Raw genomic sequence first — 26,415 nt, forward strand, 5'->3', positions numbered from 1 at the left:
CTTATGCTATTTGATATAGGTTACGGAATAACCGCTATAGGCTATTTAGTGCTGACTTTCTTGTTACTTGTCGTAAGAAAGTCTGGCCTAGCAAAGTACTTATTGATTGCATCGACATTTTTCATATGTGTTTGGTCAATCTCGCAAATTAACTTGTTGGGGTTTATTAGTCATATCCAGCAAATTATTCAAATAGATTCGCTTAGACTATGGATATTTGCTTTTTTCATCGCCGCTTGTTTGCAAAACCAATTTTCTTCTTTACTGCACTTGGTTAAGAAGCCGACTACCCTATTCATTATGCTTTTACCAAGCGTTTCAGTGATCTTAGGTGTTATAGACATCCTTCCCGATTCATTTTATTTTATTTTGCTAACGCTTGTTAGTGTTCAATTGCTAGTGCTGTTAGAGCAACTCTATCGCCAATCGAATAAATCCCAATGGCAATATAAACCATTAGTAATTTATTTCGGAGCCTTAGTGATTTTCGACTTTTTTACTTATGCCAACGCTGCTATTACCGATCAGTTAAACCCAATATTTATAAGTGCGCGTAGCATCATTTATTTGTGCTTGTTGCCGCTGTTGGTGATTTCTATTAGACGAATCCAGCATTGGGGCGTTGATATATTTGTCTCTAGAGAAGTGGTCATGCAAAGCACGTTTTTGATGCTTTCAGGTGCATATTTAATCGTGATGGCTTTACTGGGTTATGCAGTGCAATATTTTGGTGGAGAGTGGGGTGCTCCGATACAAATTGTATTGTTTTTAGTTGCATTAGTGATGCTGGTAAGTCTGTTTTTGTCTCATGAGTTTAGAGCTAAAGTAAAAATATTTATCACCAAAAACTTTTACGCTAATCAATTTGACTATCGCGTTGAATGGGTGTCTTTGACTAAAACGCTTACTCAAACAACTAATTCAATACAAGATACCTATGATCTTGCGCTTAAGGCATGGTTACAAAGTATTAAATACAGCAGAGGCTATATAGTAAAAACCAAACAAACTCATATTCAAACCTTAGCTCAGTCTGGCGATATTGGTAAAGAAGAAGTGGTTGCAGCCTATGAAACGCTATTATATTTAGTCACTTTTTACCAAGACAATGATTGGATCATCGATTTTGAAGAAATGCGGGCTAAACCTGAGCTCTATCTAAATTTACCGCAAAGAAATCTGCTGATGAAAAAATTTCCTTTTCAGTTTGCCATTCCTATTTTTTCTCAAGGCGAATTGTGGGGCATTGTCATGCTTGATACTAATACGCCAGATAAACGCAAACTAAACTGGGAATTAAGGGATTACTTATTGGCGGTAACGGACCAAATTGCAAACTTTGTGTTGCAATCAGAATCATCCAAAACCGTAGCTGAAAATGCGCAGTTTGCCGCGTTTAACCGAATGTCTTCTTTTGTTGTGCATGATTTAAAGAATGTATTAGCACAAGTTAATTTGTTGTTGGCCAATGCACAGGCGCATAAACGCAATCCTGAATTCGTTGATGATGCCTTTACCACCTTGGGCCACACAAAAGACCGTATGGATAAAATGCTTAAACAGCTTACCGAGAAAACAGTTTCCTTAGATGATGATGAAGAACAAATTGACGTGGGAAAACTGATAAAACATGTAATTGATACGCGTTGTGCACTAGCAAAACCAAGACCTACTATTGATGCTCAGGATGGCTTGTTTATTGATGCAAATTCGCAAAAGTTTGCTAACATACTGTATCACCTAATCAGTAACGCTCAAGAAGCAACAAACGATACTGGAACCGTTACTATAAGCGCTACAAAAAATGATGAAACTGTTATCATTGAAATAGAAGATAGCGGCGAAGGAATGAATAACGACTTTATTGCAAACCGCCTTTTTCAACCTTTTTACACGACCAAAGGTAACGCCGGTATGGGAATAGGTGCATATGACGCAAAGACATATATTGAGGCCGTCAAAGGCAGTATTGAAGTCTTTAGCCAGGTTGGTGAGGGAAGTCTATTTAAAATATTGCTACCAATAAGCAAAAGGGCAGGTAATGAGCGTTAAAAAAGGAAAAGTCTTAGTTGTTGATGATGATTTAGGTATTCAGACTCAGTTGAAATGGGCTTTGAGCCAATTTGAGCTGAGCTTTGCTGCTGATAGAGAGTCGGCGATTTCACAATTGAGAAGGCATGAGCCTAGTGTCGTTACATTAGATTTAGGGCTGCCACCTGATCCCGCTAATGCTTCTGAAGGCTTACTAGCTTTACAAGAAATTTTAAGCTTAGCGCCTCATACTAAAGTCATCGTCGTTACAGGTAATGGCGAAAAGGATGTCGCACTTGAAGCGGTCAAGCTAGGTGCCTACGACTTTTATCAAAAACCAATTGATAGTGACATTATTAATGTGCTTATTGAACGGGCCTTAAGCTTATCTTCATTAGAATTAGCTAATCGAAAAATGTCACAAGCTGCGGTTAGTATGGGCACTATTGTTGGGAATAGCCCTGAAATTATCGCTGCTAGCAAGAAAGCAGAAAAAATAGCAAAGACAGATATTAGTGCACTTTTACTTGGTGAAAGTGGTACGGGAAAAGAAGTATTTGCTCGAAGCATTCATGAGCATAGCAGCCGAAAAGACAAAAAATTTGTCGCTATCAATTGCGCATCTATTCCAGAAAATCTATTAGAGAGTGAGCTGTTTGGATATGAACAAGGCGCTTTTACAGGCGCAAATCGCACTACTTTAGGAAAAATTGAAACTGCACAAGGCGGCACTTTGTTCTTGGATGAAATAGGAGATATGCCTATTGGACTGCAAGCCAAAATGCTGCGCTTTTTGCAAGAGCGTGTCATTGAGCGTGTGGGCGGCCGAAAGGAAATTCCCGTCGATGTTAGGGTCGTTTGTGCAACACACAGAGACCTAGAGCTTATGGTTAAAGAACAATCCTTTCGCGAAGACCTGTTTTATCGAATCGGTGAGATAAGTATTCACATTCCACCATTGCGAGCGCGCGAAGATGACGTTGTATTATTGGCTAAAACCTTCTTAAACATCTATAAAACTGAATATACTTCTAAAGTTAAAGGCTTTAGTAAAAAAGCCGAACAAGCGATGCTTGGGCATAATTGGCTAAAGGCAACGTACGTGAATTACAAAATAAGTTAAAGTCCGCGGTGGTGTTAGCCGAGGGTAATTTTATTGAAGATGAAGATTTAGGGCTACAAGCGCCAGATAGCGATGAACAAGGCATTTTTAATTTACGTGAAGTAAGAGAAATTGCCGAAACCAAGGCAATTAGAAAAGCATATCATCAAGCAGAGCAAAATATTTCGAAAACAGCAGAGCTACTTGGTGTGACAAGGCCTACACTATATTCACTAATCGACAAATACTATTTAGAAGACTTAAAGCAAGCGACCAAAACTTAAATGCTACCTATTTACCGGAGAATATTATGACACATCCATCTTCAGCACCTTCGAAAGAAGGGCAAGCCGTCCCAAATGTTACATGGCCTATCCGTGTGAATGACGATTGGCAGAACTTAAGTACATCAGAGCTTTTTGCTAATAAAAAAGTCGTTTTGTTTTCATTGCTAGGCGCATTCACTCCAACATGCTCATCAACTCATTTGCCTCGATATAATCAGTTAGCAGGTGTCTTTAAGCGTTTGGGTATTGATCAAATAGTATGTGTATCTGTCAATGATACTTTTGTAATGAATGCTTGGTTGGCCGACCAAGAAGCTCAAAATATCACTGTCGTACCTGATGGTAACGGAGAATTTACTGATGGTATGGGGATGTTAGTTGATAAACAAGACCTTGGTTTTGGCAAGCGTAGCTGGCGCTATTCAATGTTTGTTGATAATGGTGTTGTGAAAAAGATGTTTATTGAACCAGATAAAGCAGGCGACCCATTTGAGGTATCTGATGCTGATACTATGCTGGCGTATTTAGCGCCTGATGAAAAGGCGCCTGAAGAGGTTTCGTTGTTTACCAAGCCGGGCTGTCCATTTTGTGCTAAAGCAAAAGCCTTATTAACAAATAAAGGCTATGATTATGAAGAAATTGTGTTGGGCAAAGATGCTTCACTAGCGTCGCTTAAAGCAGTGTCTGGAAGAGAAACCGTACCTCAAGTTTTCATTGGCGGTAAACACATTGGTGGTAGTGATGATTTGGCAGACTATTTTGCATAGCTTTAACATGCAAACAAACGCATCATGTTACTTGTGGTTTAGTCGGGCATTAAAGGTGCTCGCTATGTTTGCTTTTATGTTAATAGTGGTGAATGCCCAAGCTAGCGAACTAACAGAACCTCAGCGTGAAGCATTTATTAGTATCTACCAAGACGAATTGCCTGATCTTTCAGTATGTGAATCGTCGCAAAACGCTGACATTCGATTTTGTTCAACCTTGCTTAAAAACGAAGGTAACGGGCCTTTTATATTGCTGCCAAAAAAACAAGCAAAAGCGACCGTTGTATTATTCCACGGCCTGAGTGACTCTCCTTATTTTATGCGTTCAATTGCTGAATACTTGCAAAGGCAGGGTTATATTGTTGTTGCGCCCTTGACCCCCGGTCATGGAAAGGTAGACGCAGATGCTGATATGCAAGACCCTGCGCTATTTGCGCGATGGCATTCACACACCTATAACGTTATGCAATATGCACTAGGCTTTGACTTACCCATTGCGGTAGGCGGTTTCTCGACTGGTGGGGCTTTTGCTACTCATTACACGCTTAAGATGAGCGAAAATGTATCTGCACTTTTGCTATTTTCAGGTGCGTTGCAGCTAAGCGGCGGTGCCGAAGCAATGTCAAATATATGGGGAATGAAATCGCTTGCAAAGTGGTTAGACGGTGAGTATCAAACACAAGGGCCTCACCCTTTTAAATACCCAAGTGTTGCGAGTTACTCTGCTTTGGTACTTATGGATTTTATTGATCAAATTAGGGAGTTAAAACAAGAAACGACTTTGGTAAAACCTATTTTTGCTGCGCACTCTCTTGCTGACAAAGTTACCTTGTTTGAAGGCATTGAGAGTCTGGTTGAATATGCTCAAGGAGAGCATGTTGTGTTTAAAATTGATGAACAATACGATTTGTGTCACGCAAACGTCCCAATGAGTGCAGCACAAATTATTGGTTTAGATTTTGATAAAAGCCAAGTAAATGAAAACGAACGATGTGCAGTTCCTTCCGCTAATCCTCTGCACGGACAAATGCTGTTAATGCTCGCTAGTTTTTTAGATACCCACGTAGCGTCTAAGGCAATTTTATAATCATAAGAGGTGTTCCCAAAATAAATCTGGGAACACGCTTCTAACTAGTTTATTTGTCGCCTTGTTGGGCTAGACGCTCAACTTCTCTCCACACTCGTAGTAAGTTGCCGTTGAGTATTTTGATAACATCCTGTTGCGAATAACCTCGGTTTAACAGCCCTTCTATTAAGTTTGGAAAAGTCGACACATCTTTTAAACCAATTGGTAGAGAGTCTCCTACGCCATCATAGTCTGACCCGATACCGATATGATTGATACCAACAAGATCGCGTACATAATCAATATGGTCCAAAACAAGGTCTAAATCTGCAAAGGGATAAGGATTTTCACGAGCGTATTGCTCGTTAAACTGCGCGACTTCTTGACTATCTGTACCGTATTGCTCGATTAAAGATTGTCTTTTTTCTCCCATTTTATCACGCCACATTCTAGCAACAGGACTTACAAAACCTGAGCCAAAATTTATCATTATCACGCCATCATTTTTTGCTAAGGCTTTCACCATTTCATCACTCATATTTCGCTCAAACCCCGGAGTGAACTGTCGTAACGATGAATGTGATGCAATCACAGGAGCCTTTGAAATTTCAATAGTTTGATAAAAGGCCTCGTCAGATACATGAGAAATATCTACCATAATGCCTAGTTCATTCATGCGCGAAATGAGTGTTTTGCCAAAAGGCGATAAGCCTTGCCACTGACGTCTTAAATCATATGATGAATCGCTGATGTGGTTTGATTGCGAATGAGCTAGAGTAATATACCGAATCCCTCTTTCATAAAAGTGCTCAAGATTTGAGAGCTCGCCTTGTATGGGAGAACCATTTTCCATTCCCATAGGCAATGAAATTAGCCCTTGCTCAAAATTATGTAAAACATCATCTACTGAGTAGGCTAAAGCAAATTTATCAGGGGCTCTACCGACAATAGCTTCAACAGAATCAATAAGTGTATGGGCTAAGCTTGTTGACTCTTTGCTATTATCTAAGCTAGCTGGAATATAGATTGACATAAAAGGAGCATCTAGTCCTCCTTGCACGGCTCTAGGGTAATCAAAGTCACCACCTTTTGTTGCCTTGGTCACATCTACCCATTGTGATTTTACTCGATAGGGAACATCAACATGCCCATCGACAATTATATTTGATTTTGCGATCTGTTTTGCTTTTTCAGTGTTTGATGTTGACTCTGCTTGGCTGACCGTGCTTAAGAGGGTTGTTGCCAACAAAGTAGTGAATAAAAATTTATTGTATTTTCGCATAGGTATCCTTTGTGGCGCGGTATACGTAATTTATTGATGATAGTGCTGTATGAAATTTGTTCACATTTGACTTATCGCTCGTTTGCAATGGTATCACTATAAAACGATAATATTAAAAATTATATTTGTGCGAACAAGTGCTTAGCGAACTATTTTTTAACCCAGTAGTTTTTGAATAAAAAAAACTACATTATGAGCGGCTTATCAGGTGACTTACACGGGTAATTAGGGAATAATGTTGCATCTTTTCAAAGTAGTCGAACGGCGTAAGGCATCGATTACCAATAAATAACTAAGAATAACGAGATTACAATAATGGCTATTAATTACATACCTCTAGATAAAAACAAACATGGCGACTTAAAAGTGATACCACGTGTCAATTTTGACTTGGTCGGTAAAACTCACTTGGCTGCCGCTACCATCAGAGAATTTGCAATTTTATCTGGGAGCATGCCTATTGTCTTTATCGAAGATCCAAATACAAAAAATGTTCACACGGTTGCCATGCTTGGTTTAGAGCAGGGTACCAATTTATATTGGGCTGAAGATCGCTGGCAGGGCCCGCACATTCCACTAAATATCCAACGTTATCCGTTCGATATACGTCCAGATGGTGAGCAGTTGGGTGTTTTTATTGATGAAAATAGCGACATGATTTCTGAGGAAGGTGAAGCTCTTTTCACATCAGAAGGTGAAGCAAGTGATTTTCTTAAAAACCGTCAACAGTTTTTGAGTGAATTGGCCAATTCTGAAGTACAAAATCAACGCTTCATTAAACAAATAAAAGAGCTTGAATTACTTGAAGAAGTGCAAATCCGTATTCAATACAAATCAGGACAAGTACGTAACGTAACTGGCGTAATGTCGATTGACGAGAAGAAACTAATTGCATTGGATGATGAAAAAGTACTTGCTATGCACAAGGCAGGATTTTTAGGGGCAGCGTACTCAATGATGTTGTCACTAGGTCAGCTTAATAGACTAGTCGAGCTATCAAATAAAACTGATAATCCGGTACAGTCTATTCAAATTAGTCAAGTGAACGAGCAAGCATCAGACGAGCAAACTGCAGAGCAAAACGCACAGTAGACCTATGTTTTAAAAAAAACCGCCTAAATGGCGGTTTTTTTGTGTCCCTATCTTTTGTTATTGAATCAAGTAGTTAGAGTGACTGGTGGTTTTTTGAACAATTTATTGACTATCAAAGACGTGAAAAAGGTTGACACAAGCCTATATAACTACCTAAACTGTCAAAAAGTGGAGTAAAGTGGCAAAAAAGGGATCGGTCTTAAAACAATGATAGTGAGACTAGATTAATAACAATAAAAATAAGCTACTAATTAACAACAATAGGCTAGGGGTATGTTCCGCGGCGCTAACGCAATCAATCTTGACACTAAAGGTCGTTTGACGATTCCCACGCGATATCGTCAATCCTTAATGGATGATTGTCAGGGACAACTAGTTTGCACTGTCGATAATCGACAATCCTGTTTGTTACTTTACCCACTTCCCGAATGGGAAGAGATTGAGCTCAAGCTCAGTAAATTCTCTACCATGAATCCAGACGAACGCAGAATACAAAGACTCTTACTTGGTTATGCAAGTGAGGTTGATATGGATAAAAGCGGTCGTGTTCTCATTGCTCCGACACTACGTCAATACGCAAATTTAGATAAGCCAATTATGTTGGTTGGACAACGTAATCGCTTTGAAATTTGGCAAGAAGAGACTTGGCATGCTCAAGTGGCAGAAGATTTAAGTGTTGAGAAAGCTGGGCAATATGAGCAAACCGAAAGGCTGCAGGATTTCTCACTATGAATGCTGCTTTCCAGCACACCTCAGTTCTATTGTCTGAGTCAATTGAGGGGCTTAATATCCTCGAAAATGGTACATATATTGACGCTACTTTTGGTCGTGGTGGTCATAGTCGCGAGATTTTGGCAAAGCTATCTGATAGAGGTAAGTTAATTGCACTTGACCGAGATGCAGAAGCGATAAAAGCAGCTGAAGCATTTAGTAATGACCCAAGATTTTCTATTCATCATTGTGCTTTTGCTAATCTTAAGGTCATTGTTAACGAGCTTAATATCTATGGCGAAATCGATGGCATATTAATGGATATTGGTGTCTCCTCGCCACAATTAGATGATGCCAGTAGAGGTTTTAGTTTTCAAAAAGATGGCCCTCTTGATATGCGTATGGACACTGGTAGCGGTATTAGTGCGGCACAATGGTTAAACACAGCATCTCTAGAAGAGATAGCAACAGTCATAAAGCAATATGGTGAAGAAAAGTTCGGTACCCGTATCGCTCATGCAGTAATTGAACAGCGACAAGTTAAACCTTTGTCAACGACATCCGAATTCGCATCCCTTATTGATAAGGCAGTGCCCGTTAAGGATAAGCACAAGCATCCTGCAACACGAGCGTTTCAAGGTGTGCGTATTTTTATTAATGGGGAACTAAAACAACTTGAGTTAGGGCTAGCTGAAGCAAGCGATGTGCTAAAACCTGGAGGGAGACTAGCGGTTATCAGTTTTCACTCACTTGAGGATAGAATGGTAAAACGTTTCATTAAACGTAAATCTCAAGGGCAACAGTTTCCGTCTAAGTTACCGGTTTTGCAAAGTACTCTTGACCAAGGCAAAGAACTTAAACCAATTGGCAAGGCAATTAAACCTTCAGCCAATGAGATAAAGTTGAACCCTAGGGCGCGAAGTTCAGTGTTAAGAGTAGCGCAAAAATTATGAATAAATCGCGTACCAACTTTAATCTTGTTGTATTAATGATGTCGGACTTGAGCCGGCATTTTCTGCTTATAGTGTTGTATATTGCCATGGTAGGCACAGCCTTAAGTATCATTATAAATACTCACAAACACCGTCAATTAGTGATTGCACATGAGCAACTCATTCAAGAAAAAGACTCATTGGACATACAGTGGCGTCATCTAATTATTGAACAAAGTGCATTGACCGAGCACAATCGCATCGAAAGAGCTGTTGCTGATAAATTAGACATGAGAAGACCAACTCGTGATGACGAAGTATTATTGAGAGTGAAATAGTATGACAGTCACTGCTACTCTTCAAAAGCCTAGAAAACCTCGTAAAAACGGGGCCAATAAGAACAAGCAAGCAAAGAAAAAAATATCTCCATATTTAGTTGAATGGCGTTTTGCGCTTGTATTTGTTGGTGTGATATTAGTTTTTGCAACATTGGCTTCGCGCGCGGCATTTATTCAGGTAATCCAACCAGATGATCTAATTGTTCATGGTGATAAGCGAACAATACGGGTCAGAGATGTGCCTAGCTATAGAGGCCTTATTACCGACAGGCACGGTGAGCAACTCGCCGTCAGTGTGCCCGCCCAAGCTATTTATGCCGACCCTAAAATTATCGCCCAAAATAATAGCTTAGAAGACAAGCGTCGTTGGCGCGCATTAAGTGAAGTGCTCAATACAGATTTTGAGACCCTAATTGCCAGAGTAGATAATCCAAAACAACGCTTTGTTTACCTACAACGTCAAATTACGCCAGCGATGGCAGATTTCGTGTCACAATTAAAATTACCTTGGCGTATATTTACGTAATGAAGCAAAGCGTTATTACCCATCGGGGGAAGTTTCTGCCCATGTAATAGGCTTTACCGATGTTGACGATAAGGGGCAAGAGGGCATCGAAAGCCTTTATAATGAATGGCTAACGGGTACACCTGATAAACGTCGAATTCGTCGAGATGCAAAAAACCGCCAAGTAGAAATTATGGAGGAAGAAAAAGGCATTAAGGCAAAAGACTTAGTCCTGACTATTGATCAACGTATACAGGCCTTAGCTTACCGGGAAATTAAAGAAGCGACAGTGTTATATGAAGCTTCATCGGCTTCAGTAGTTGTTATCGATGTGCACACAGGCGAGGTGCTTGCTATGGCAAATACACCTTCGTATAACCCCAATAATCGCTCAACGCTTGCGAGTCACCGAGTCAGAAATAGAGCGATAACTGATGCTTATGAGCCTGGTTCTGCCTTAAAACCCATGGCGGTTATTGCCGCATTAGAAAATGGGAATTACCACGCTGATAGTGTGTTAGACACGTCTCCAGGTTGGAAACGCCTAGGTGGCAGTCGCATTTCTGATTCAAGCAACTATGGCGAAATTACACTAACAGAAGTCATCAAGTACTCAAGTAATATGGGTACCTCAGAGTTAGCATTGTCAATGCCAAAGGATGTGTTAATTGACTACTATTATAATATGGGCCTGATGAGTGACACGGGCATTAATATGATGGGTGAATCCTCAGGTTTGTTTCATGAAAGAAGTCGCTGGTCTCAACATGAAATTTCATCGCTTTCTTTTGGTTATACGATATCAATTACTGCTTCTCAGCTTGCAAGGATGTACGCGACTATAGGTAATGGTGGGGTGAAATTACCGTTAAAAATTGTCAAAGGTATGGATAGTTTTGATGAACCTGAGCGAGTTATGTCAGAACAAACAGCAAGAGATCTGGTGCTAATGATGGAGACTGTCACACAAGAGGGTGGCACAGGAACTAAAGCACGTGTGCCTTGGCTACCGAGTAGCAGGTAAAACAGGTACCAGTAAAAAAGCTATCGCTAACGGATACGGCTTAGAATATGTCAATATATTTGCAGGTATTGCACCAGTGTCAGATCCTCAAATTGCCGTTGTTGTTCTTATCAATGAGCCTGCTGGTGATTTTTATTATGCAGGTGATACGGCTGCACCTGTTTTTTCAAAAATAGTCTCCAGTACCTTGCAAATGCTAAATGTACCGCCCGACGCGATGAATGTAGATGTAGTGTTGGAGGGGCAGCTACATGCAGCTAGGTAGTCCAAAACTAATGCGATTGTTTACAGCCTTAAATGAGTTCACCAATGGTGAACTTTTTGCGTTATCAGACTTTCATAAATATATCACAAGCTTTGCTGTAGAGACGATCAATAGACTTAGCGTCGACAGTCGTCAAGTAAACGAAAGCACAATTTTTATTGCATTGAAAACCGGGCAGACAGATGGGCGCAGATATATATCTGATGCGCAAAAAAGACGCTGTCATATCATACTGCGTGAAGCTGATGAGCATGAACGAGTGCGAGCTGACATTGCATTAGAACAGTCATCATGTATTTTGACTATCCCCGATTTGAGTGTTTTAGTCGCCAGTCTTGCTCATGAGTTTTATGGGGTGTCGTGTGTTGATGATAACCTGCCAGACACAAAGGTTATTGCCATTACTGGGACTAATGGGAAAACATCAGTGGCCAATTTGATTGCACAATTATTAGGTAAGATCGATCAGTGCGGCATGAGTGTAGGTACGTTAGGACATATAGCATACACAAGTGCTGGTAAACAGCTTATTGGAAAAACAATCAATACTACACCTGATATCGTTAGTTCATCTGATTATCTGTATCAAGCTCGCCAAGCGGGTTGTCATTATCTAGCACTAGAAGCTTCATCACATGGTTTATCACAAAATAGGCTAACACAACTGCCAGTGCATGCAGTTGTGTTTACCAACTTAAGCCAAGACCACCTTGACTATCACCAAACTATGAATGATTACCTAGAAGCAAAGTTGTCTTTGTGTGACTTTGAAGGGGTTCAAACCTTTGTGCTAAATGCAGATGACCCATATAGTAAGGCTTGGATGCAAAGGATTAAGCAGCGCTTTGATGAGTCAATCATTACTTGGTTTTCTGCAACTCAAGTGCTGGATCATGGCAATCTATGCGCAGCTAATATTCAGTTTACAAACAAAGGGAGCGAATTTGACCTTTTGTCAGATTGGGGAAATGCAAGAGTGCGTTTACCTCTAATTGGCCAATTTAATATTCAAAATGTCTTAGCGGCAGTAGCAACCTTGCTTCGCTTGGGATACTCATTTACGCAACTCGTTACGTTAATACCCGAAATTGTGGGTGTCGATGGACGGATGGAACTTTTTAGCTCAAATCAAGCCAGTATACTAGTAGATTATGCACATACACCCGATGCATTAAAGCAGGCACTCATTGCGGCTCGCTTACACACAAAAGGTCGACTTATTTGTGTGTTTGGTTGTGGTGGTGATAGAGACCGGACTAAGCGGCCATTGATGACTGCGATTGCTGAAGAGTTTGCTGATAGTATTGTGATTACCCAAGACAATCCAAGAACAGAAGACCCAAATGATATCGTAAACGATATGCTAAAAGGTCTGCATCAACCCGAGAAAATCAGAATTGAGCTTGATAGAGAAAAAGCCTTACATCTTGCTCTTTTAGATACGACGTGCCGGGACTTAGTGCTAATGGCAGGAAAGGGTCACGAGAATGATATCGAAATAATGGGTAAGCGAGTAAGATATAATGAAAGAGAAACAGTGTTAAAAACAATCGATTTACTTAATAAAAAAACTTTACAGTCTGCCGACCTTGGTGGCCTTAATGATTAAAAGTAGCATAGAATGGATCAGTCAAAGCGTAAGCGGCAAACTATATTTATCAGAAAATAGCGCTTTGTCTTTAGCAACTGAAATTCACTCAGTCAGCACAGATACTCGTCAAATAAAAACGGGCGATTTATTTATAGCCTTGGTTGGGCCAAATTTTGATGCCCATGATTATTTACAAGAGGCCCATGAAAAAGGCGCAGTATTATTGATATTGAGTCGCCCTCCAAGTGAAGAGCAGTGTGCGCTAGGTATCGATTATATTTTGGTTGAAGATACACGTATCGCATTGGGTCAGCTTGCCTGCTCTGTTAGGCAAAAAGTCAAGCCAAAAACCATCGGTATTACTGGTTCTAGTGGTAAAACGACAGTTAAAGAGATGGTAAATGCAATTTTATCGCAGCGAGGGAGTGTTCTGGCAACAAGTGGTAACTTCAATAACGATATTGGCGTACCACTAACGCTCCTTAGATTAACCGAAGAACATGATTTTGCAGTAATTGAAATGGGGGCAAATCATCAAGGCGAAATTGACTATACGCGCTCTCTCGTAAAGCCAGATGTCAGTACGATAATCAATGCTTCGGCCGCTCATATTGAAGGTTTTGGCAGTCTTTTTGGTGTCGCCAGAGCAAAAAGCGAAATCATAAAAGACTTAAATCAAGATGCCATTGTCATTCTTAATAGAGATAGTCAATTCTTTGATTTTTGGCAAGGTAAGGCATCGACAAAACACTTACTGACGTATTCTTACGAGAGTGAAGCTGGTGATTTTCATGCTACAGATATAACCATCAATCATGACGGTTGCGCAGAATTTACGTTCAATAGCCCAATTGGCCAAGTAGCTATTAGATTGCGTGTACCCGGTGTACATAATGTTGGAAACGCGGTTTTGTCAGGTGCACTAGCAATGAGTGCAGGGGCTGAATTGTCGGATGTAAAAAAAGGCCTTTTTGCCATGCAAAGTGTAAGCGGCCGCTTGGCAGTTAAGGTTATCAATCCTCACATAAAAGTACTTGATGACACTTATAATGCGAATGTTGGTTCAGTAAGAGCGGCAATAGACCTATTGGCAACTTTTAAAGGCCTTCGTATATTTGTATTTGGTGATATGGGAGAGTTAGGCGACCAAGCAGCTATGTACCACCAACAAATAGGTAAACATGCGTTTGACAAAGACATTGACGTGTTAATTTCATGTGGTGAACTAAGTGCTTATTCAAGTGGAGAGATGAAGAGCCGCGGCATGGCATGCAGCAATAAACCACAAGCGATAGATGCCTTGCTGAAACTTGTTGCACCTGCATATGCAAAGTGTCAATTATCGGCTCAAGAAAAGACTCATTCCCATGCTACTTCGAATATTACAATTTTAGTAAAAGGTTCAAGAAGTGCCAAAATGGAGGAGGTAGTTGAGGCGATTACCCAATTTGATTTTGAAACCAAAGAAGATGCTGACTTACTGGTAAATGTAAGCGAGCAAAAAGCAAAGCAAAATCCATTTATATCCAACGGTGCATTAGCAAGTACTACTCCACCAATAACGAATAATAAAAAGGAGTCTTAACGATGTTAATTTGGCTCGCCGACTGGCTAACTCAATACGAAAGTGCATTTAATGTATTTTCTTATCTCACGCTACGTGCGATTTTAAGTACCCTTACCGCTCTATTAATTGCTATTTTGATTGGGCCAAAAATGATTGTTTGGCTACAAAGAATGCAGATTGGACAAACTGTTCGTGATGACGGCCCCCAGAGTCATCTGTCTAAATCGGGTACACCTACGATGGGCGGGGTGTTAATTTTAGCGGCAATTTTGACGAGTTGCTTATTGTGGGCGGATTTAAGCAATAAATATGTTTTAGTGACACTTTTTGTTGTTATTAGTTTTGGTATTTTAGGCTTTGTCGATGACTACAGAAAAGTGGTAAGAAAAGACCCAAAAGGCTTAATTGCGAGATGGAAATATTTCTGGCAATCTGTCATCGCAATCCTCGTCGCATTCTTTTTGTATTCTACTGCAAGCTTGGACGCTGAGACTTCTTTAATTGTCCCCTTTTTCAAAGATATCATGCCACAACTGGGGTTTATGTATATCATCATTGCTTATTTTGCAATTGTAGGGACAAGTAATGCAGTAAATCTTACTGACGGACTTGATGGCTTAGCTATTGTGCCAACGATCTTAGTCGCTGGTGCGTTTGCGATTTTCGCATATGCTACAGGAAATATTGTATTTTCTGAGTATTTGAATATTCCATTTATCCCGATGACGTCCGAGTTAGTGATTGTTTGTACCGCTATTGTCGGTGCTGGACTTGGCTTTTTATGGTTTAACACCTATCCAGCACAAGTGTTTATGGGCGATGTGGGCTCTTTGGCCTTAGGGGGTACATTAGGTGTGCTGGCCGTTTTGGTGCGGCAAGAAATTGTATTAATTATCATGGGAGGGATATTTGTCGCTGAAACAATGTCGGTCATTTTGCAAGTAGGGAGTTTTAAACTTCGCAAAAAACGTATATTTAGAATGGCACCTATTCATCATCATTACGAGCTAAAAGGCTGGCCGGAGCCACGTGTAATCGTTCGGTTTTGGATTATCTCCTTGATCTTAGTTTTAGTGGGTTTAGCCACTTTAAAGCTACGATAAGATATCTAGCGAGTAATTATTGTGAATACTAACCGCCCGCTTGAATTTGCTCACCAACATGTTGCACTGATTGGTTTTGGTGTTAGTGGCAAGCAAAGCGCGCAGTACCTTTTAGAAAAAGGGGTGAAACTCACTGTCTTTGATAAAAACGTATTCACTGATACAGAACAACAACAATTTATTGCTGATTACCAATTAGCAGCATTTTCATCTTTTTTGTCATTTGCCGTTATTGATAAACACACCTCATTACAGCACTTTGATTATTGTGTAGTTAGCCCTAGTGTTAATTTACGACAAACTTTCATCGCTTCATATATGTCTACAGGTAAGCCAATGTTAAATGACATTGACTTGTTTGCCATGGCAAATAGTGTTCCTGTTATTGCAATTACGGGCTCCAATGGCAAAAGCACAGTGGTCGATATGTTACATAAAGTGATATGCGCATGTGGCTATCAATCTGAGGTGGGTGGAAACTTTGGCACCAGCGCATTAGCGTTATTAGATAAGCCACTTGATTATATCGTTTTAGAGCTTTCGAGTTTTCAATTGCAAACGGCAAATTATCTGCAACCACTAATTAGCTGTATCGTAAATGTCACACCAGATCACATCGATTGGCATGGTTCTTTTGAGCATTACCTTGCGGCAAAACATAGAATATTCAATCAAGCTAAATATGTGATTTTTAATCACGACGACCAAAATACCGTGCCATCGCAAGAGCTTGTTTCGTCGAGTAAGGCAAGTGCAGTAAGCTTTGGACTTAGTCAAAACCTCTTAACAGATGTGAGCTACTCAAGCGCTGCGGGTAGCATTGAACGGCATGTAAAAGGAAAAACAACACAAACACTTTTTAGTGTACCTAATCATCTTGCACTTAGCGCTCACCACTTATCGAATATGCAAGTAGTCATAGCCTGTGTAGATATACTTAATTTACCACTAGATACATGCCTTAAGTGCTTAGAAAGCTACCGTGGTTTGCCTCACCGATATGAAACCATTGCAAATTCTGGCAATGTCACATGGATAAATGATTCAAAAGCGACCAATCCTGGGGCTGCTATTGTAGCTTTGAAAGACGCTGCAAGTAATGCTGATAAAATCATACTAATTGCCGGTGGAGACGCAAAAGGAACATCACTTGATGACTTTAAAGTACATATTAATCAACAAGTAGATGTGCTCATTTTATTGGGTCAAGATGCTAAATTGTTTGACACTTGCACTGTTGATAAACACTTTGCAAAATCTATGAAAGAAGCAGTATCGATAGCCCAGCAAGTAGCTGAGTCACTGCTTGTTTCATCTTCTTCAACAAGTATCTTAGTACTACTATCACCTGCTTGTGCAAGTATTGATATGTTTGATAATTATCAACATAGAGGGAACGAATTTGCTCGTTATGCGAATGAACTAGCTCATAAAAGTGAGCGTTCACCAACTAAGGTAGGCATATGACTAAACAATATAGCCTGATTGAAATGTTCGCCGCTAAGCATGATGTGCAAGATGCTAGCGACAAGCGCGCGTATAATATGGGCTTGGTGTTAGTTGTTATTGCGCTTTACACAATCGGTTTTATTATTGTCACGTCAGCTTCAATGCCTATTGCAGAAAGGCTGCATGATAACCCTTATCACTTTTCAATTCGCCATGGGATCTACATTGCTATTGCCTTGTGTGTTGGCATCGTTACCCTCAATGTCCCAATGAGTTTTTGGCGTCTTACAAACCCTTATCTTTTATTGCTTGGCTTGGCGCTACTAGTAATTGTGTTGGCAATTGGTAGAACGGTGAATGGGTCTACTCGTTGGATTGTATTGGGACCAATTACCATTCAGGCGGCAGAGCCGGCAAAGCTCTTTTTCTTTTTATACTTAGCAGGGTATTTAGTAAGGCGATACGAACAAGTCACCGAAAACTTAAAAGGCTTTATCAAACCCATTATTGTATTTTTTATGTTTGCAGGTCTATTGCTAGCTCAACCAGATTTGGGCACCGTAATTGTGATGTTTACCACAACGATTGCTTTGTTATTTCTAGCTGGTGCAAAGCTATGGCAGTTCTTTGCGATCATTTTTTCAGGACTGTGCGCCTTCGTTTTACTGATTATTTATTCGGATTATCGACGCAATAGAATCACGGGCTTTCTTGACCCTTGGGCAGATCCATTTGGAACAGGTTATCAGCTAACGCAGTCTTTAATGGCATACGGAAGAGGCTCATGGTTAGGACAGGGTTTAGGTAATAGCTTACAAAAGTTAGAGTTTTTGCCTGAGGCACATACAGATTTCATTATGGCAATTTTAGCTGAAGAGTTAGGATTTATTGGGGTCTTGGTAGTTTTAGTACTTGTCTTTTTTATCATATTAACGGCGCTAAGACTTGCCAACAAAGCGCTGCATAACAAACGACCCTTTGAGGCTTACACCGCTTACTCGATTGGAATATGGTTTTGTCTTCAAACTGCGGTCAACATCGGCGCTAGTACTGGGATTTTACCCACTAAGGGACTTACCTTACCCTTAGTAAGCTATGGCGGGTCATCACTCATTATAATGACAGTTGCTGTGGCAATATTGCTGCGCATTGACTTTGAAATGAGAGTTGAAGGAGTCCAAGCTATCCCTAAAGCACGCAAGTCGTCTAGACGCTCATCGACTAAAACAAAAAAACGAAACATAGATAAAGACCCTAATCTCAGCGATGAGGATGATTATGCCTAGATTAACGATAATGGCAGGTGGGACGGGCGGTCATGTTTTCCCAGGTATCGCGATTGCACAACTATTATCCAAAGAAGGTTGGACAATCAATTGGATTGGTACACGCGATAAAATGGAGGCTGATCTAGTACCAAGATATGGATTTGATATTGACTTTATTGATATTGGCGGACTAAGAGGTAAAGGATGGCTGACTAAGCTATTAATGCCCTTTCGTCTGCTAAAAGCCTTTTATCAGGCGCGTCGCATATTAAAATCATCCAAGACAGACATGGTTTTAGGTATGGGCGGTTATGCAAGTGGCCCCGGCGGTTTAGCGGCATTTACACTAAATATTCCCCTGTTTGTACACGAACAAAACGCAGTCCTAGGGATGACAAATCGGTATTTATCAAAATTGGCTAGCACGACTTTTACTGGTTTTGATTTGTCGAGCGAACAAAAGGGCAACCAATCAAATAAGTTTATGCATATCGGTAATCCTATTAGGGATGAGTTTTTTCATATTCCAACTAGGCCACGTGCCACTAGCACCAATATTCTAGTAGTAGGAGGAAGCCTAGGCGCACTTGCGCTTAATCAAGTGTTACCAAATATAATGATTGATATTGCCAACACCTATCCGATTCAAGTGCGCCATCAATCTGGGAAACAAAAGCAGGCGGCACTTGATGAAGCATATAAAGGGCATTGTTTTGCATCAACTAACGAGTTTATTGATGATATAAGTGCCGCTTTTGAATGGGCCGATATTATTATTTGCCGAGCGGGCGCATTGACCGTTTCTGAGGTTGCTGCTAGTGGCAGAGTCGCTATTTTCGTTCCATTACCCATCGCCGTTGACGACCACCAAACAAAAAATGCAATGAGTTTAGTTAAGCAAGATGCTGGTTTTTTAATCCCGCAAAGCAAACTGCAGACAGAATTAAAACCTTGCCTCATAAAGTTGTGTGAACATCCGGAAAATCGGATTAAAATAGGCCAAAAAGCGCGAGAAATTTGCAAAAACGATGCAAGTCAAATGCTGGCTATGGTATTGACGCAAACGATAACATCTAAACAAAAGGACTCTAATTAATGACCCATAAAGTGGTACCGCCTGAAATGCAGAATAATATGCATTCTCGCCCGCATAAAATGCGAGCAGTTGATCATATCTACTTTGTTGGTATTGGTGGCGCAGGTATGGGTGGAATTGCCGAGGTGATGATTAATTTAGGTTATCAAGTCAGCGGTTCAGATATGCAAGACGCAAGTATGACACAACGATTAGCAAACATGGGTGCGTCAATTTATATAGGCCATGATGGTGACAATTTAAAAGCAGTTGATGTTGTAGTAGTTTCATCTGCGATCGACCCAGAAAACCCAGAAATACTGGCCGCAAATGCTCAACGAATTCCCGTTATTAGAAGGGCGCAAATGCTTGCAGAGCTAATGCGATTTCGATATGGAATAGCGGTAGCCGGTACGCATGGTAAAACAACAACGACTAGCTTAATTGCCACTATTTTTTCACAGGCAAAACTCGACCCAACTTTTGTTATTGGTGGATTGTTGACCAGTGCAGGGACAAATGCAAAGCTTGGTGAAAGCAAATACCTCATTGCTGAAGCAGATGAAAGTGATGCTTCATTTTTGCACTTACAGCCAACAATGGCCGTTATCACAAACATCGAACCTGATCATTTAGAAGCGTATGATGGGGACTTCAATAAAATGAAGGCTGCCTATATAGGCTTTATTCATAATTTACCTTTCTATGGCTTAGCCGTTTTATATGGCGATGATGAGAACGTTAAGGAACTTTGCGAGCGTATTAGTCGTAAGTATGTCACTTATGGCTTACATGACGACAATGACTTTGTTGCAAAAGATATAGAATATGGGCTAAACAAAGCCAGTTTTACAGTCACGCGTGGCGACCTAAACCCCATCAATATAGAGCTAAGTGCCACGGGTATCCACAATGTACTTAATGCTACTGCAGCAGTTGCCATTGCCACGCAAGAAGGTATTGATGATAAGCATATTCTAGCAGCACTATCTTCATTTGCTGGAATTGGTCGTCGTTTCCAGATTTTGGGCGATTTTGCTCACACAACACAGCGCTCAACACACAGCGCAAACATTACCCTAGTGGATGATTATGGCCACCATCCAACAGAAGTCGATATGACAATTGCTGCGGCAAGAAGCAATTGGCCAAAACGCAGATTAGTCATGGTATATCAACCTCACCGCTATACAAGAACGCGCGATTTGTATGAGGATTTTGTTGAGACCTTGTCAAAAGTTGATACCTTATTATTGTTAGATGTTTATGCTGCAAGCGAAAATGCGATAGAAGGTGCTGACAGTAAAAGTCTATGTCGTTCAATTAGGCAACGTGCAAAAATTGACCCTATCTATGTTGGACGCCCAGAGCATTTATATGAAGTGCTTAGTGATATTGTGCAAGATGGTGACCTTGTTTTTCTGCAGGGGGCTGGCAATATTGGCAACATCGCACAACAGTTAGCTCAACATGATTTCGATTTACAGTTACTGCACGATAAAAGTATGGCAGCCCAGAGAGATGATCTATGAGCAGTAATGATATGCAAAAAATATTTGGCAAAGTTGCTGTACTTTATGGCGGTCATTCAGCAGAGCGCGAGGTCAGTATTGCATCAGGAAACGCAATCCATAGTGCGCTTGTCTCACAAGGTATCGATGCGCACTTATTTGATACTCAATCTAAATGCATAACAGAATTGAAGACACAAGGCTTTACGCGAGTTTTCATCGCTTTGCACGGTGCTGGTGGTGAGGATGGCACCATTCAAGGGGCGCTGTCCCAGTTAAACATTCCGTTTACAGGAACGGGTGTAACAGGTTCAGCATTAGCGATTGATAAAGTGTTGAGTAAGTTTATCTGGCATGCTCAAGGCTTACCAACAGCAGATTACAAAGTCGTCAATGCAGGGTCCTACCAATCAGATATGTGCCATGACATTCTTCGTGATTTAGGTGGCCATGTTATGGTTAAACCAAGTCTTGAAGGCTCAAGCCTGGGCATGTCAGAAGCAACTGATATTAGTTCATTGGACAAAGCGATATTGCACGCACTTGAATTTGACAGCAAAATCTTAGTTGAGTCTTTTATTACTGGGCCTGAATATACGGTCAGTATTTTAGATGGTAAAGCCTTGCCTTCTATAAGGATGAAGGCGCAAAGCGGCTTTTATGATTACCATGCCAAATACAAAAGTGATACTACCGAATATTTTTGCCCAAGTGGACTTGATGATATTGAAGAAAAAGCCATACAAGCTTTAGCTGTAAAAGCGTTCCACGCACTTCAAGGAAGCGGTTGGGGGCGCATCGATATTATGCGCGATATTAAAGGGGCCTTTTACTTACTCGAAAGCAATACAGTTCCTAGCATGACAACAAAAAGTTTGGTTCCTAAAGCGGCCAAACAAGCCGGTTTATGTTTTGAAGCATTAGTGTTATCGGTGCTTCGCACAAGCTTGCCTATTAACACCGAAGTCGGATAGTTGATGATATGAGCAATGACTTAGTTAATACTCAAGAAACAAGCTTAGCGCCCGAAAAAGCGCCAATGGCTATAGGCTTGCCGGTATTTCTATGTGTCATTGTTGTCATGATTTATGCAGTGTTTTGGATTCGGGAATGGTTGCAAGATGAGCAACGATTGCCAGTTCAAGAGATAATTTTTAGTGGCCAAATGTTAATGTTAGAGCCCAGCAAGCTTGAAACAATTGTAAGAACAAATGCTTCAGGGAGTTTTTTTGCGCTAGACGTAAATGAAGTACACACCTTAATGGAAGCTCAATCTTGGGTGTATTCAGCGTCTATTCGAAAACGATGGCCAAGTAAGTTGTACATTCATGTAATTGAGCAAAAAGCAGTAGCAACATGGAATGATGACTTGTTATTGAACAAGTTTGGCGAGACCTTTGATGGGTTTAAAGATATGCAGAAAAACCGGCCTGACTTGGCGCAAAACTTGCCTAAATTATATGGCCCTTAGTGGTAGTGAGAAAACAGCATTGATAGGCTATACTCATATGCAAGGTTTACTTAATTCGACAGGTCAAAAAGTAGCGCAATTGTTTTTAAGTGAACGGTTTGCATGGCAGGTAATTTTGCAAAATGAGATTTTACTTAAACTAGGACGACAGCAATACATAAATCGCCTTCAGCGATACATTGACGTCTATCCTCTTATTTCAAAAGAACCAAAGAGTGTTGAATATGTTGACTTGCGATATGACACAGGCTTGGCGGTAGGTTGGGGAGATGAATTAAATTCGCTATCTCCAATATCAAATAATAATAATTTTTAAAGGACGGAACGGTTTTGTCTAAGGCGCTAGAAAGAGATTTTGTTGTAGGATTAGATATCGGTACCAGTATGGTAAAAGCCGTCGTGGGTGAGTTATTAGATGATGGCAATATCTCTATTGTTGGCGTTGGAAAGCATAAGTCAAGAGGTATGGAGAAGGGGGAGTTAACGATCTCGACCTAGTGATAGACTCTGTGCGTAATGCGATTAATGAAATGGAACTTATGGCTGATTGCCATGTTTCTAGTGTGTTTATGTCAATAAGTGGACGTCATGTTCAGTGTCAGAATGAGACTGGCATGATTCCTATTAATAACCAAGAAGTCACGCAGGATGATATTGACAATGTTATCCATGCAGCACGTTCTGTGCCTATGGCCGCAGAGAGAAAGCTGTTGCATGTATTGCCTCAAGAATACGTTATTGATGTTCAAGAGGGGATAAAAAATCCACTAGGGATGTCAGGTGTAAGAATGGTGGCAGCAGCACATATCATCACATGTGCGGATGATATGGCGAAGAATTTAGTTAAATGCGTTGAGAATTGCAGCTTGGTTGTTGACCAAACAATTTTTGGTGCACTAGCTTCTAGTTTTGCGGTTTTAACTGAAGATGAGAAGGAATTAGGCGTTGCGGTTGCTGATATTGGTGGCGGAACTATTGATATAGTCATTTACACAGACGGCGCAATAAGACATACTGCTGTTATACCCTTGGCGGGAAACCAAATTACGAGCGATATTGCTAAGATTTTCCGCACGCCAATGAACAATGCAGAACAAATAAAAGTAAATTATGCATGTGCGTTGAAGGGTATGGTGAATATGGAAGAAACCATAGATGTGCCAAGTGTGGGGGGACGTCCAGCAAGAGCTTTATCCCGCCATACATTAGCCGAAGTAATCGAACCTAGATACCATGAACTACTAGAGATTGCTTATGAGCACATCAAAGCTAGCGGATTAGAAGAACAAATAGCAGCTGGTTTGGTAATTACAGGCGGCACCTCCAAAATGGAAGGGGCTGTCGAATTTGCAGAAGACATTTTCAATATGCCGGTAAGAGTAGGCTCGCCTCACAATGTGAAAGGCTTGTCAGAACATGTCGATGACCCAGTGTTTGCAACAGCAGTGGGTCTATTACAGTATGCAAAGCAAGATTTTAATAATAATAAAAAGTCATTACAAAGTGACGAAGATAATGCGTTTAATCGTGTTAAAAAATGGTTTAAAGGTGCATTTTAGGGGTCCTTTAAGCGCTAAAACAATAACAAGTCTGTGTGCGCAGACTTAGCAAGATTCGGAGAATAATAATGTTCGAACTAATGGATACGCCGACTGATGAAGCTGTCATCAAAGTCGTGGGCGTTGGTGGTGGTGGTGGTAACGCCGTTGAATATATGGTTTCTCAAACCATTGAAGGCGTTGATTTTATCGCTATGAACACTGATGCTCAAGCATTAAAAAAGTCAACAGCAACCGTAAAGATTCAAATTGGTACTGAGCTAACGAAAGGCTTGGGTGCAGGCGCTGATCCTAATGTTGGTCGTGATGCTGCTCATGAAGATCGCGAAAAAATCAGGCAAACCCTAGACGGTGCTGATATGGTCTTTATAACTGCGGGCATGGGTGGCGGAACAGGAACAGGTGCCGCACCAGAAGTCGCTAAGCTGGCAAGAGATATGGGTATTTTGACGGTAGCGGTAGTAACTAAGCCATTTCCTTTTGAAGGTAAAAAACGTTTAGAGTTTGCCAATCAGGGTATTACTGAATTGTCTAAGCATGTTGATTCATTAATTACGATCCCAAATGAAAAACTATTGAAAGTCATGGGTAAAGGTACGCCTTTATTGCAAGCGTTTAACGCTGCCAATGATGTACTTAAGGGGTCTGTCCAAGGTATTGCTGAACTGATCACCAAAACTGGTTTGGTGAATGTTGACTTTGCTGATGTAAAAACAGTGATGTCAGAAATGGGTACAGCAATGATGGGCTCTGGTATTGGTAAAGGCGAAGATCGTGCAGAAGAAGCAGCAGAAGCAGCGATTGCTTGTCCTTTACTTGAAGATATCGATTTATCTGGCGCTCGCGGTATATTAGTTAATATTACTGCTGGTTTAGATTTCGCTATTGATGAATATGAAGTGATTGGTAATGCTGTAAAGGCTTTTGCATCAGAAAACGCGACTGTTGTTGTGGGTACGGTTATTGATGCGGAGTTGCAAGATGAAATTAGAGTGACCGTTGTGGCAACTGGCATTGGCGCTGAACGCAAGCCAGACATTTCGCTTGTAAGCAATGAGTCAAACGTTTCGTCTCGAAGTGAGCTTTCTTCCATGTCAGAGTCGCGTTCGAGTGCTTCTGTTGACGGCAGCCAAGCGGTTAAAATTGAAGAAGAGCAACCTTTAGAAGACGAGTATTTAGATATTCCAGCCTTTCTTAGGCGTCAAGCTGATTAGATAGAATAGGCACACCCATTGGCGTTTTTACGCCAATGGGTTGAGTTGCTAAAAATCAGTAGTGAGTCGGTATTAATTATGACTGGTCTGAACAGTTTGAAATGGATGAAAAAATACTTGCAAAACTGGAATTCTTTGACTTACGTAGGTTTTTGGCATATACTCCGCAACCGATTTTTATTAAGCAGGTAGGATATGTTAAAACAACGAACATTAAAAACCTCAATTACAGAGACTGGCATAGGCTTGCATAAAGGACGAAAAGTGACTATGACTTTACGTCCAGCACCTGCTGACACCGGCATTGTATTTAGGCGCGTTGATTTAAGTCCTCCAGCAGACATTAAGGCCAATGCTAAAGATGTGGGTGACACCATGTTATGTACATGCATTACTAATGAGGATGGCCACTCAATTCACACTGTAGAACACCTTGCATCTGCTCTTTCTGGTTTAGGCATTGACAACATCATTGTAGAAGTCGATAGCCATGAATTACCAATCCTTGATGGTAGCGCTAGCCCCTTTATTTTTCTTTTGCAAAGCGCTGGCATTGTCGAGGTAGAGAAACCAAAAAAATTCATCAAAATCGTCAAGCCGGTGCGTGTAGAAGAAGACGACAAATGGGCAGAGATAAGGCCTTTTGATGGCTTTAAAGTCGATTTTGCAATAGATTTCAATCATCCGGCTATTTCTCAAACAAGACAGCATTGTGTATTAGATTTTTCAAAAGACTCTTATGTCGATGAAGTAAGCAGAGCTCGTACTTTTGGGTTTATGCGAGATTTAGAAATGATGAATTCCATGAACCTTGCTTTAGGCGGAAGCATGGACAATGCAGTCGCGTTAGATGAATTTAGAGTGTTGAATCCGGAAGGACTTCGGTATTCTGATGAGTTTTTGAAGCATAAAATCTTAGATGCGGTGGGTGATCTATTTTTAGGCGGACACAACCTTATTGGAGAGCTCGTGGCATATAAAACAGGGCACGGCTTGAACAATAAGCTGTTGAACGCGGTGTTATCTGACTTGTCTGCATGGGAATATGTGGAGTTTGAGAATGAAGATAGTCTGCCGATAAAATATATTGAAAGCCCATCTGGATTAGGTATTAATTTTGCCTAGCAGATATGATAACGAGCCACTTTACGCGTAATAAAAGGCGTAAGGTTGACTAATAAATGTTTGATTTTTCCCCCGAGCTC

At 40.7% G+C, this 26,415-nt stretch carries 20 protein-coding genes and 3 pseudogenes; 22 read left to right on the forward strand and 1 reads right to left on the reverse strand.

Annotated features, from left to right (window positions below):
- The first annotated feature begins 3 nt into the window (after positions 1 to 3).
- From prsK to ACZ1G6_RS03355, 4 genes and pseudogenes are all read left to right on the forward strand, one after another.
- On the forward strand, positions 4 to 2,052 hold the full coding sequence (prsK, locus tag ACZ1G6_RS03340) for an XrtA/PEP-CTERM system histidine kinase PrsK (RefSeq protein ID WP_472618059.1): 2,049 nt from the start codon (positions 4 to 6) through the stop codon (positions 2,050 to 2,052).
- Positions 2,042 to 3,417: pseudogene (prsR, locus tag ACZ1G6_RS03345) on the forward strand (PEP-CTERM-box response regulator transcription factor). The gene prsK and the pseudogene prsR overlap by 11 nt, the downstream one beginning before the upstream one ends.
- 26 nt (positions 3,418 to 3,443) lie before the next feature.
- Positions 3,444 to 4,187, forward strand: a complete 744-nt coding sequence (locus tag ACZ1G6_RS03350; protein WP_472618060.1) for a glutathione peroxidase — start codon at positions 3,444 to 3,446, stop codon at positions 4,185 to 4,187.
- Between the two features lie 64 nt (positions 4,188 to 4,251).
- Complete coding sequence (locus ACZ1G6_RS03355) at positions 4,252 to 5,274, forward strand: alpha/beta hydrolase (protein ID WP_472618061.1); 1,023 nt, start codon at positions 4,252 to 4,254, stop codon at positions 5,272 to 5,274.
- 49 nt (positions 5,275 to 5,323) lie between these two features.
- Here the strand turns inward: ACZ1G6_RS03355 and ACZ1G6_RS03360 are convergent, their stop codons facing one another.
- Positions 5,324 to 6,535 carry a dipeptidase gene (locus ACZ1G6_RS03360; protein ID WP_472618062.1) on the reverse strand — a complete coding sequence of 404 codons (1,212 nt, stop codon included), beginning with the start codon at positions 6,533 to 6,535 and terminating at the stop codon, positions 5,324 to 5,326.
- A 315-nt stretch (positions 6,536 to 6,850) separates the two neighbouring features.
- Between ACZ1G6_RS03360 and ACZ1G6_RS03365 the strand changes: the two genes are divergently transcribed.
- From ACZ1G6_RS03365 to lpxC, 18 genes and pseudogenes are all read left to right on the forward strand, one after another.
- Entirely contained in the window at positions 6,851 to 7,627 is a 777-nt protein-coding gene (locus tag ACZ1G6_RS03365) for a SapC family protein (RefSeq protein ID WP_472618063.1), read from the forward strand.
- A 273-nt stretch (positions 7,628 to 7,900) separates the two neighbouring features.
- A complete protein-coding gene (gene mraZ / locus ACZ1G6_RS03370; protein WP_472618064.1) occupies positions 7,901 to 8,359 on the forward strand; it encodes a division/cell wall cluster transcriptional repressor MraZ in 459 nt (152 codons plus the stop codon).
- On the forward strand, positions 8,356 to 9,291 hold the full coding sequence (gene rsmH, locus ACZ1G6_RS03375) for a 16S rRNA (cytosine(1402)-N(4))-methyltransferase RsmH (protein ID WP_472618065.1): 936 nt from the start codon (positions 8,356 to 8,358) through the stop codon (positions 9,289 to 9,291). Before mraZ ends, rsmH begins: the two co-directional genes overlap by 4 nt.
- Positions 9,288 to 9,608 carry a cell division protein FtsL gene (gene ftsL, locus ACZ1G6_RS03380; RefSeq protein WP_472618066.1) on the forward strand — a complete coding sequence of 107 codons (321 nt, stop codon included), beginning with the start codon at positions 9,288 to 9,290 and terminating at the stop codon, positions 9,606 to 9,608. The genes rsmH and ftsL overlap by 4 nt, the downstream gene beginning before the upstream one ends.
- Before the next feature lies 1 nt (position 9,609).
- Positions 9,610 to 11,402: pseudogene (locus ACZ1G6_RS03385) on the forward strand (peptidoglycan D,D-transpeptidase FtsI family protein).
- Positions 11,389 to 13,011 carry a UDP-N-acetylmuramoyl-L-alanyl-D-glutamate--2,6-diaminopimelate ligase gene (locus ACZ1G6_RS03390; protein WP_472618067.1) on the forward strand — a complete coding sequence of 541 codons (1,623 nt, stop codon included), beginning with the start codon at positions 11,389 to 11,391 and terminating at the stop codon, positions 13,009 to 13,011. The pseudogene ACZ1G6_RS03385 and the gene ACZ1G6_RS03390 overlap by 14 nt, the downstream one beginning before the upstream one ends.
- On the forward strand, positions 13,004 to 14,578 hold the full coding sequence (locus tag ACZ1G6_RS03395) for a UDP-N-acetylmuramoyl-tripeptide--D-alanyl-D-alanine ligase (RefSeq protein ID WP_472618068.1): 1,575 nt from the start codon (positions 13,004 to 13,006) through the stop codon (positions 14,576 to 14,578). The genes ACZ1G6_RS03390 and ACZ1G6_RS03395 overlap by 8 nt, the downstream gene beginning before the upstream one ends.
- A gap of 2 nt (positions 14,579 to 14,580) precedes the next feature.
- A complete protein-coding gene (gene mraY / locus ACZ1G6_RS03400) occupies positions 14,581 to 15,663 on the forward strand; it encodes a phospho-N-acetylmuramoyl-pentapeptide-transferase (RefSeq protein ID WP_472618069.1) in 1,083 nt (360 codons plus the stop codon).
- 21 nt (positions 15,664 to 15,684) lie between these two features.
- A complete protein-coding gene (murD, locus tag ACZ1G6_RS03405; protein ID WP_472618070.1) occupies positions 15,685 to 17,130 on the forward strand; it encodes a UDP-N-acetylmuramoyl-L-alanine--D-glutamate ligase in 1,446 nt (481 codons plus the stop codon).
- Entirely contained in the window at positions 17,127 to 18,398 is a 1,272-nt protein-coding gene (ftsW, locus tag ACZ1G6_RS03410) for a cell division protein FtsW (protein WP_472618071.1), read from the forward strand. Before murD ends, ftsW begins: the two co-directional genes overlap by 4 nt.
- Positions 18,391 to 19,476, forward strand: coding sequence for an undecaprenyldiphospho-muramoylpentapeptide beta-N-acetylglucosaminyltransferase (gene murG / locus ACZ1G6_RS03415; protein WP_472618072.1), 1,086 nt, complete (start codon positions 18,391 to 18,393; stop codon positions 19,474 to 19,476). The genes ftsW and murG overlap by 8 nt, the downstream gene beginning before the upstream one ends.
- 26 nt (positions 19,477 to 19,502) lie before the next feature.
- Positions 19,503 to 20,987, forward strand: a complete 1,485-nt coding sequence (murC, locus tag ACZ1G6_RS03420; protein WP_472618916.1) for a UDP-N-acetylmuramate--L-alanine ligase — start codon at positions 19,503 to 19,505, stop codon at positions 20,985 to 20,987.
- Complete coding sequence (locus ACZ1G6_RS03425; RefSeq protein WP_472618073.1) at positions 20,984 to 21,940, forward strand: D-alanine--D-alanine ligase; 957 nt, start codon at positions 20,984 to 20,986, stop codon at positions 21,938 to 21,940. Before murC ends, ACZ1G6_RS03425 begins: the two co-directional genes overlap by 4 nt.
- Positions 21,941 to 21,948: 8 nt before the next feature.
- Entirely contained in the window at positions 21,949 to 22,437 is a 489-nt protein-coding gene (locus ACZ1G6_RS03430) for a cell division protein FtsQ/DivIB (RefSeq protein WP_472618074.1), read from the forward strand.
- Positions 22,427 to 22,753, forward strand: coding sequence for a cell division protein FtsQ/DivIB (locus tag ACZ1G6_RS03435; protein ID WP_472618075.1), 327 nt, complete (start codon positions 22,427 to 22,429; stop codon positions 22,751 to 22,753). The genes ACZ1G6_RS03430 and ACZ1G6_RS03435 overlap by 11 nt, the downstream gene beginning before the upstream one ends.
- 14 nt (positions 22,754 to 22,767) lie before the next feature.
- Positions 22,768 to 23,996: pseudogene (gene ftsA, locus ACZ1G6_RS03440) on the forward strand (cell division protein FtsA).
- A 68-nt stretch (positions 23,997 to 24,064) separates the two neighbouring features.
- A complete protein-coding gene (gene ftsZ, locus ACZ1G6_RS03445; RefSeq protein ID WP_472618076.1) occupies positions 24,065 to 25,210 on the forward strand; it encodes a cell division protein FtsZ in 1,146 nt (381 codons plus the stop codon).
- 195 nt (positions 25,211 to 25,405) lie between these two features.
- Positions 25,406 to 26,335 (forward strand): UDP-3-O-acyl-N-acetylglucosamine deacetylase, encoded by a 930-nt coding sequence (lpxC, locus tag ACZ1G6_RS03450; RefSeq protein ID WP_472618077.1) that lies wholly within the window; start codon positions 25,406 to 25,408, stop codon positions 26,333 to 26,335.
- The last annotated feature ends 80 nt before the right edge of the window (positions 26,336 to 26,415 follow it).

It is taken from the genome of Glaciecola sp. HA4-3 (genome assembly GCF_055693685.1).

Excerpts from the sequence above, each read along its gene's own strand:
- prsK (WP_472618059.1), top strand. The coding sequence starts at position 4 with ATGCTATTTGATATAGGTTACGGAATAACCGCTATAGGCTATTTAGTG.
- ACZ1G6_RS03350 (WP_472618060.1), top strand. The coding sequence starts at position 3,444 with ATGACACATCCATCTTCAGCACCTTCGAAAGAAGGGCAAGCCGTCCCA.
- ACZ1G6_RS03355 (WP_472618061.1), top strand. The coding sequence starts at position 4,252 with ATGTTTGCTTTTATGTTAATAGTGGTGAATGCCCAAGCTAGCGAACTA.
- ACZ1G6_RS03360 (WP_472618062.1), bottom strand. The coding sequence starts at position 6,535 with ATGCGAAAATACAATAAATTTTTATTCACTACTTTGTTGGCAACAACC.
- ACZ1G6_RS03365 (WP_472618063.1), top strand. The coding sequence starts at position 6,851 with ATGGCTATTAATTACATACCTCTAGATAAAAACAAACATGGCGACTTA.
- mraZ (WP_472618064.1), top strand. The coding sequence starts at position 7,901 with ATGTTCCGCGGCGCTAACGCAATCAATCTTGACACTAAAGGTCGTTTG.
- rsmH (WP_472618065.1), top strand. The coding sequence starts at position 8,356 with ATGAATGCTGCTTTCCAGCACACCTCAGTTCTATTGTCTGAGTCAATT.
- ftsL (WP_472618066.1), top strand. The coding sequence starts at position 9,288 with ATGAATAAATCGCGTACCAACTTTAATCTTGTTGTATTAATGATGTCG.
- ACZ1G6_RS03390 (WP_472618067.1), top strand. The coding sequence starts at position 11,389 with ATGCAGCTAGGTAGTCCAAAACTAATGCGATTGTTTACAGCCTTAAAT.
- ACZ1G6_RS03395 (WP_472618068.1), top strand. The coding sequence starts at position 13,004 with ATGATTAAAAGTAGCATAGAATGGATCAGTCAAAGCGTAAGCGGCAAA.
- mraY (WP_472618069.1), top strand. The coding sequence starts at position 14,581 with ATGTTAATTTGGCTCGCCGACTGGCTAACTCAATACGAAAGTGCATTT.
- ftsW (WP_472618071.1), top strand. The coding sequence starts at position 17,127 with ATGACTAAACAATATAGCCTGATTGAAATGTTCGCCGCTAAGCATGAT.
- murG (WP_472618072.1), top strand. The coding sequence starts at position 18,391 with ATGCCTAGATTAACGATAATGGCAGGTGGGACGGGCGGTCATGTTTTC.
- murC (WP_472618916.1), top strand. The coding sequence starts at position 19,503 with ATGCAGAATAATATGCATTCTCGCCCGCATAAAATGCGAGCAGTTGAT.
- ACZ1G6_RS03425 (WP_472618073.1), top strand. The coding sequence starts at position 20,984 with ATGAGCAGTAATGATATGCAAAAAATATTTGGCAAAGTTGCTGTACTT.
- ACZ1G6_RS03430 (WP_472618074.1), top strand. The coding sequence starts at position 21,949 with ATGAGCAATGACTTAGTTAATACTCAAGAAACAAGCTTAGCGCCCGAA.
- ACZ1G6_RS03435 (WP_472618075.1), top strand. The coding sequence starts at position 22,427 with ATGGCCCTTAGTGGTAGTGAGAAAACAGCATTGATAGGCTATACTCAT.
- ftsZ (WP_472618076.1), top strand. The coding sequence starts at position 24,065 with ATGTTCGAACTAATGGATACGCCGACTGATGAAGCTGTCATCAAAGTC.
- lpxC (WP_472618077.1), top strand. The coding sequence starts at position 25,406 with ATGTTAAAACAACGAACATTAAAAACCTCAATTACAGAGACTGGCATA.